General features: G+C 52.2%; 2 protein-coding genes and 1 pseudogene. All 3 read right to left on the bottom strand.

The genetic code is table 11. The features are described 5' to 3' along the window. On the bottom strand, window positions 1-3,859 hold a 3,859-nt coding region (locus tag FEE96_RS23080; protein ID WP_138165494.1), incomplete at its 3' end, for an Ig-like domain-containing protein. A gap of 250 nt (window positions 3,860-4,109) precedes the next feature. After that, on the bottom strand, window positions 4,110-5,111 hold the full coding sequence (locus FEE96_RS23075) for a phosphotransferase (RefSeq protein WP_171021806.1): 1,002 nt from the start codon (window positions 5,109-5,111) through the stop codon (window positions 4,110-4,112). Between the two features lie 512 nt (window positions 5,112-5,623). Next, window positions 5,624-5,707 (bottom strand): annotated as a pseudogene (locus tag FEE96_RS23070) (IS481 family transposase); the annotation flags it as partial.

Below are 5,707 nucleotides of genomic sequence, written 5' to 3'. Positions count from 1 at the left end.
CATTGCCGCCGTTCAGAATTTCGGTAAAGGTGCCACTTGAATCGGTGCTGGCGTACATGGTGTCATTGCCTTCACCACCATCCAGAGTGCCGCCATCATTGCCTTGCTGCAGCTGGTCGTTTCCTCCACCGCCATAGAGATTATCATTGCCATCTTCACCGTACAGGTAGTCATTTCCATCACCACCCAGAAGAACATCATCACCAGCCGCGCCGTACAACCGATCATTGTCGGCGCCACCATCTAGAACATCAGACCCAGTCAAACCATACAATGTATCGTTGCCTGCCAGGCCCTGAATAAGGTCTCCTTGGATCGTCCCGGTGAGGTTGTCATTGCCTGATGTACCTTGAATTAAAGCACCGTCGAGCACGCTGAGTGTAAAGGTTGTTGTTGAACTTTGCCCATCCGGTTCGCTGGCAGTCACCAATAGTGTATACAAGCCGATATCACCTATCTGAGGTGCATTTGCTGCAAAGCTGACGGTACGTGTACCCGCGTCGAAACTCAGGAAGCTAGGCAGCGGGCTGCCATCAGCCAGAGTAACGTCATAGGTGATGGCCTCGCCTTCGTCGTGATCGGTAAACAAATTTTCCGCAAACTGATAGGTGAAATCCTGATCGGTGAACCCCGACTGGGCTGTGGTCGTTCCGGTTAGGATTGGAGGATCATCAACCCCAGACACCGTTAAGGTAACAGTTGCAGTGTCAAACCCTCCATTGCCATCGGACACTGTGTAGGTAAAGCTGTCTTCCAGTGTCTCACCTTGAGCCATCTCGTCCAATACAGTCGAGGATGTGGGGTCATAGGTCACGGACCCATCGCCATTCAGGATCACGGTTGCGCCCAACGCGCTTGTAGCTGATACTGCCGAAATGCTCAGCGTATCTCCATCTGGGTCGGTGTCGTTAGTCAGCAAATCGATCGCCGCAATCGTATGCGCTGTGTTTTCATCGGTAGTATCCACAGCCACACCGTCTGACACGACGATATCATCCATTAAATACCAACCGTAAGTGCCACCGCCCTGTGTTCCAGTAATCACATCAATGTGCAACTCATCGGCATTAAGGAAGTTCAAATCGATAGTCTGGTAGCTTGATGTCAGCGTCACAGTCAAACTTTCCACCTCGACACCATCACGCCAGCCTGAGAAGCGCACGGTTTGAGCCCCCCCCCATTCTCGCATGTCAAGAGAGTAAAAGTTCCGCTCCGAACCATCCGGAGTCTCAATGACCGTAAAGCGACCAGCCCATCCATTGTAGGCCGACGTATCTCCTTGGTCTCCAGTTCGGATAATTCCAGCGGTCGAATTGTAATAAGAGTCAGTATTGGTCCAGTCGAATCCAGCGTAGTTTCCAAGAACAAATGGCGATGTTTCTTCAAAATCAATTACCGTCGTCGACAACCCAAGGGTGTCGTCGTTTGCCACTGGTGATTCGTTGTCGTTCACCCCCTCAACAACAAGCGTCGCAGTGTTCGCGGTACTGTCGATTCCATCGGTCACCTCGTAAGAGACCGTCACCGTACGATCTTGACCATCGTTCAGCGCATCGTACTGCGCCGGGTCAATACTGATTGTACCATCCCCATTGTCGATGAACGCAACGGTGTTGCCTAAGTCGTCCATAGCTGAAATATTCGCCGCGCTCAGCACCGCACCATTGTCGATGTCCGTCTGACCGACGAGTAAATCGATGACCACGCTTGCATCGTCCTCACTGACGGATCCCCCGTCAATTGCAACAACTTCCGGCGCATCATTTGTACCCGTTACCGTGACCACAACATCGTTCACCGCTGTCGCGCCATGCGCATCCGTCGCTGTCACCTGCACGGTTACTTCCCGCGTCTCGTTCAGCGCCAGATCCTGGAAAGCAGAGCCCGGATCAAAGGTCAGCGTCGTGCCACTGATCGAGGCAGACCCTTCGCCCGGAGTGCCCGTCACAGCATAAGACAGGCTGGACCCGTCATCATCGCTGTCCACGTCTCCGCCAAGTGCCGCAAGATCAACATCAACCGTTGGACCATCTTCAACCGCAGACCCAACACCTGCCGCCAAGCTCGGCGCATCATTTGTACCCGTTACCGTGACCACAACATCGTTCACCGCTGTCGCGCCATGCGCATCCGTCGCTGTCACCTGCACGGTTACTTCCCGCGTCTCGTTCAGCGCCAGATCCTGGAAAGCAGAGCCCGGATCAAAGGTCAGCGTCGTGCCACTGATCGAGGCAGACCCTTCGCCCGGAGTGCCCGTCACAGCATAAGACAGGCTGGACCCGTCATCATCGCTGTCCACGTCTCCGCCAAGTGCCGCAAGATCAACATCAACCGTTGGACCATCTTCAACCGCAGACCCAACACCTGCCGCCAAGCTCGGCGCATCATTTGTACCCGTTACCGTGATTGTAACGTTTGCCTGATCTGTATCGCCATCCGCATCCGTAACTTCGTAGGTGAACGTCACATCCCTGGTTTCACCCTCGGCAAGATCCTCAAATTCCTCGTTGGGGTCAAATGAGAAACTGCCAACAACCGGGGACGCAGGAAGCGGATGCACCGGAGTGCCTTCGTTGAAAACCAAGACACCGGCTGACGGGCCAGACACCAATGTGACCGATTGCGCCAAATCCGGTACATCGTCATTGAGCAATACAGACGGGAATCCAACCGCAACGTCATCCTCGGATATTCCTGCAGTGTCATCTACGGCATCTACCGCTTCATCAGCCGGATTCAGTTCAACGCCATCGACGATAACTCGCAGATTTTCGAACTCTCGGGCAGACAATCCAAACGCCGAAAAGTTGAACGCCTCAGAATCCGCTTCTCCGGTAGTTGCACTGGTGTGGTTTGCTAAAAATGTAAGATAGTTTGCAATATCAGACTGAACTGTTGGATTGAGCCACTCCTGTGCAGTCAAGCTGAGCGTTAACGTGTCAACCCCGGATCCACCACGATAATCATCACTGGCTCCTGCATTTTCCGCCATTGTGTACACGGCTTCGTCGTCACCACCGCCAGCTAAGACAAGATCATTGCCTGCCCCTCCGTCAAGATAATCATTGAATCCCGCTTCGCCAGAACCGCTGCCACTTCCAGAGCCTCTTCCAGATCCGGAGCCGGAACCTCTTCCAGATCCAGAGCCACTCCCCGATCCCGTTGCATAATACCTTCCGGATCCAGACCCGGCGCTATCTCCGACAAGGATGTCGTCGCCGTCTCCGCCCAAAACTGTGTCTTCGCCAGCTCCGCCGATGATCAGATCGTCACCAGAACCGCCGTCCAGATAGTCATTAAATTCTAATACGTCACCGGAGCCACTTCCAGATCCCGACCCGGACCCTGATCCATCACCTCGCAAGATGTCATTTCCCTCGCCACCCAGAAGTGTATCCGAGCCGACACCACCATCGAGTTGATCATTACCCAAGCCACCCTCAAGCTGGTCATTGCCTTCCCCACCTTTGAGCTTGTCGTCGCCATCCCCGCCAAGCAGAGTGTCTTCACCGGTGCCACCCTTGAGATCATCATCTCCAGTCCCACCGTCGAGCAGATCATTTCCCTTGTCGCCCTTCAGTTTGTCATCATCGGAACCACCGAACAAACTGTCGTCGCCGTCACCACCTTTGAGGTCGTCACGCCCGGCTCCGCCGTCAAGGGTGTCATTGCCATCATCGCCTTTTAACTTATCACGACCGTCACCTCCCAACAGCAAATCATTTCCATCTCCACCGTAGAGCTTATCATTCCCTCCGAGACCACTGAGTGTATCATCGCCATCGTTACCTTTGATCTTATCTTTTTTGAATGTACCGACTATCGTATCAGATGAATTTGTTCCGTTAGAATTGGTCATGATACTCCCCCAAAAATCAAATTATGTATTTGGGCAAAGTAGAAATCGCAGTCATCAACCTAGCGTTAACCGTGCAGCCCAGCCAACAACTAGAGTTGGACCTTTGGAAATCAACAAAGGATTCAAGACATATCATTGAGCATTAGAAACTACACTTTGCCACCCACAACCTCTACATGAACACAAGCACCCCTATGGTGACTTGTGCGTGTATAAGGAACGATTTCTCGCAATCAGCCAACTGTCATGCCTAAAGCGAACTTGCATATTCCTCAGTCGCAGTGAACAACTCAGCCAAGTTAACACTGCCTTCCAAACTTGCAGACCATCCGCTCGCGCGTCGACACAATCTCCTCACGTGAGGGAGGCTGACGCCGACGCGGTCAGCCATCATTGCTGATTTCACATTCCACCAAGGACCGCTCCCCTTTCGGGAGAATATCAGCGCCAACCTAACTGCGCTGTGCAAGATTGCCTTGCTCCGGAATCTTGCCGAAAGTTCATCGAGCGAAGAACTGTTTTCCTGAGCAATTTTTTGAAGCAGGAATTCTTCTGCGGGTTTATTGATTGGTGTCCATTCGTCTGCCAGCAACCAGACAAGATCGTCCTCCGGTGATCCGCAGCCACAATGTTCCCAATCGAACCAAGACACTTTCCCCTTTGGGGTAAAAAGAGCGTTTCCAGGCCGGGCATCCCATTTAACAAAAGTCAGATCTTTGGGCGATATTCGTTTTGCCAAAGCCTCAGCATCGTAGTTTGGAACTGGCGCATTGACGAGCTTCGCAAGGCGAAGTGGTGACTTTGCAAAATCCAGAAACCAGCCATCGCGATCTCCGATAAGCGGTGCATACTTATTCAGGCCAACTTGCTTTCCCGCTTCCTGTAAATCCAATAGCGTTGAGCCAGATTGGATCAGAAGCCGCTCGCGGTTATTAGCATAAGCCCTCTCAAGTTCATGGGACAACCTGTTCCCGCAGATTAGTTCTTGTGCCAGGATGTCCCTCCGCCTCCCCACGAGTGACGGCACAAATCCGGTTGAACTCAACTTTTCCAGAACCGACGCTTCCAGTTTTGCCCTGCTCGCACTCGCCCGTTTTGAAACAACAATACTTCTATCCGGCAAATGGACGATAACTGTCTTGCGATCCTTACCAGCTGGATACTCCACCCCGGAAACTTCGCGATTAAAGAATTCGCGGCAAAAATTGGCAATCTCTTCGGGCTGGATCTTAACACTACTCAAACGGATCACCTCTATTCCTGTTCTCACGCCGTGTCGCGCGAACCAAAATACACGGCATTTCCTCTAGATACACCATACATGAAAAAGTTGGACATCGAAGCCAGTGCGATTGCTTGAAGATTCACCATAGCAACAGCTTAGCCGCTCTGCGATGGAATACCTGAGAGAAAGCAGAACCTTTCCTGCCCTCCTCTTGGGTAAATCACCACACATCGGGTACCCGATCCGGAGAGCGCTTTACAACTTCGCCAGACTGATGGCGCGCACAATGCCCGCCCGCCTTACTAGACGCAAAGAGACAGGCACAGCACTAACACCGTACAGGTCTGTCGAGTTTACTACACTGCTCCGCTTTGAAGCGGAGCACTTTCATCAGTAGATCCAACTAGAATGTTAGGCCGACTCTGAACGCAACACGTGATAACCTAATTCGGATATGCCAAATTTAAGAACTGCGCAGAGTTTTCTAGTTAAAGATTACTTGTAAGGTGCGGTTACCCGTGGTACATCCCGTTTGTTGACTATAGCTTTTCCCTGAGGACTTCGTAAGGCGTCTTTCCGTCGTGTGCGCCGTGAGGTCGGTGGAAGTTGTAAAAGCTCTCCCA

The sequence above is a fragment of the Parasedimentitalea maritima genome, from assembly GCF_005771405.1.
Taxonomy (GTDB): domain Bacteria; phylum Pseudomonadota; class Alphaproteobacteria; order Rhodobacterales; family Rhodobacteraceae; genus Parasedimentitalea; species Parasedimentitalea maritima.
This window is presented reverse-complemented; position numbering and strand designations above follow the sequence as displayed.